The organism is Streptomyces dysideae (assembly GCF_001514305.1).
Taxonomy (GTDB): Bacteria; Actinomycetota; Actinomycetes; order Streptomycetales; family Streptomycetaceae; genus Streptomyces; species Streptomyces dysideae.
This window is the reverse complement of sequence record NZ_KQ949177.1, coordinates 1-2162: the sequence shown is the minus strand read 5'-3', so window position 1 is coordinate 2162 and position 2162 is coordinate 1. Positions and strand designations below refer to the sequence as shown.

The 2162-nt window shown below is 69.8% G+C and carries 2 protein-coding genes; both read right to left on the bottom strand.

The genetic code is table 11. The features are described 5' to 3' along the window. Positions 1-65: 65 nt before the first annotated feature. A complete protein-coding gene (gene tnpB, locus AQJ91_RS48225; RefSeq protein WP_067036757.1) occupies positions 66-1520 on the bottom strand; it encodes an IS607 family element RNA-guided endonuclease TnpB in 1455 nt (484 codons plus the stop codon). Continuing rightward, on the bottom strand, positions 1517-2092 hold the full coding sequence (locus AQJ91_RS48220) for an IS607 family transposase (protein ID WP_079085772.1): 576 nt from the start codon (positions 2090-2092) through the stop codon (positions 1517-1519). Before AQJ91_RS48220 ends, tnpB begins: the two co-directional genes overlap by 4 nt. Positions 2093-2162: the final 70 nt, after the last annotated feature.

The window sequence follows — 2162 nt, the reverse complement described above, 5'->3', positions numbered from 1 at the left end:
CCCGTTGCCGAGGCCGTAGTCAGGTCTCAGCATTCCGGACGTTTCCGCCCGGAAGGTCCGTCTCGTCACCAGAGCGTGAGGGCTTCGGTTTGAGTACGGTCTCTCGCTTCCGTCTGCCGCTGGTGCGGCAGGGTTGCGCCACCTGCCCGCCCCGCGTCCGCCTTGCGGCGGGGGCGGGTGGTGCGGGTCTTCTGGTCGGCTCCACGAGGCTTCGACACCGCTTGGGTGTCCTGGTCTCCGGCCACTCCGGTACCAGTTGTTGCGGCTGCCGCGAGCGCGGCGAGGTTGAGTGCTGCGTTGTCGTCCCGGTCGATGACCAGGCCGCAGGCGTCGCACTGGTAGGTCCTCACGTGCAGCGGCAGTTTGGCTTTCACCGCGCCGCACCCGGAACAGGTCTTCGAGGAGGGGTACCAGCGGTCCGCCAGGATGGTGTGGGTGGCGTGGCGCTGGCGGGTCTTGTAGGTGAGCTGGCGGCGGATCTGCCCGAACCCGCCATCGGCGATCCTGCGCGCGAGACGCCGGTTGCGGAGCATCCCGGCGACGTTGAGGTCCTCGACCACGACCGTGCCGTACTCGGCCGCCACGCTGGTGGTGAGTTTGTGCAGGGCGTCTTCGCGGAGGTTGGCCACCCGGTGATGCACCTTGTTGCGGGCGGCGTTGGCCTTCTCCCACCGCTTCGACGGCTTCTGCCCGGTCCGCCGGTCTGGGCCGTTGCGGCGGGAGGCGATCCGGCAGGCGCGGCGCAGTTGCTTGCGTGCCCGGTCGTAGTGCCCGGGATTCGCGATGGTGTGGATCTCGCCGGTGCTGTCGGCCATGACCGCGAGGGTCTTCACCCCCAGGTCGATCCCGACCGCCACGTCCGGCCGCGCTACGCGTTCGAGGTCCCGCTTGACCTCGGCCTGGAACGAGACGAACCAGCGTCCGCGCTCGTGCCGCACGGTCGCGGACAGGATCCGGGCCGTCCCGGCCTGGACGCGGGCGAGGAGCTTCACCGTGGGCTCGTGGGTGCGGATCGTGCCCAGCCGGGGCAGGGTGAGGTGACGGCCGTCGGCGTCCACGCGGATCACGCCGGTGGTGAACCGGCAGGCAAGGCGCGCTTTGCGCTTCGACTTGAACCGCGGCGCACCCATCCGCTTGCCGCGCCGCTTGCCGTTCTTGGACTTCGCGTAGTTGTCGAACGCGGCCGACGCGTTCGACAGGCCGGTGGAGTACGCCTCCTTGGAGTTCTCCTCCCACCAGGCGGCGAACCTCGGATCGGTGTGCTTGGCCTCGTTGAACGCCTTCCGCAGCGCGGGCAGCGACCATGGCCGCCACTGCGTCAGCCCGGCCTCGCCGATGCCGTAGGACTCCTCCGCGCGGCGCTGCCACCAGGAGGCGGTCACCCAGCCGACGGCCCAGTTGTAGGCGGCACGCGCCGCGCCGCAGTGCGAGCGCAGTGCATGCTCCTGGGTGGCGTTCGGGTCCAGAGCGAAGCGGTACGCCTGCACCACGAACCCGGGCTGCGGCTGGAACTTCTTCACTCGGCGGCCTCGCCGGTCGCTACGGCCACCGCGCGGGCGGCCCGGTTCTTCGCTGCCCGCCGCCCGTACAGGCGGGCACACATGGAGGTGAGTACCTCGGTGATGTCGCGTACCAGGTCATCGGCGGTCTCGGTGGGGTCGAGGACGACCAGGCGCCGCCCGGACGCCGACAGCGCGGCCTCCAGGTGCTCGACGCCGAACCGGGCCAGCCGGTCGCGGTGCTCGACCACGATCACCGCCGTCTGCGGGTCGGACAGGATCTGGTGCAGCTTGCGGCGCCGCCCGTTCAACCCCGATCCCACCTCGGTGACGACCTCAGCGACGGCCAGGCCCAGCCCGTTCGCGCCGGACACGACCCGGGCGGCCTGCCGCTCAAGATCGGCTTTCTGGTCAGCGGACGACACGCGGCAGTACACCACCACACGCCCAGACGGCTGGACGGCGACCTCGTCGACCAACCACGTCCCGGACGGCGCCTGGCGAACGGGGACGGGCATCTTCCCGTCCTTCACCCACCGCCAGGCGGTCTGGTAGCTCACACCCTGCTGACGGGCCCACTCCGAAAGCTTCACAAGACCAAGGTACGTGAGACACGCGACCAGAGATGACTATGAATGACTAGAAAATCTGTAGCAGCTTTCA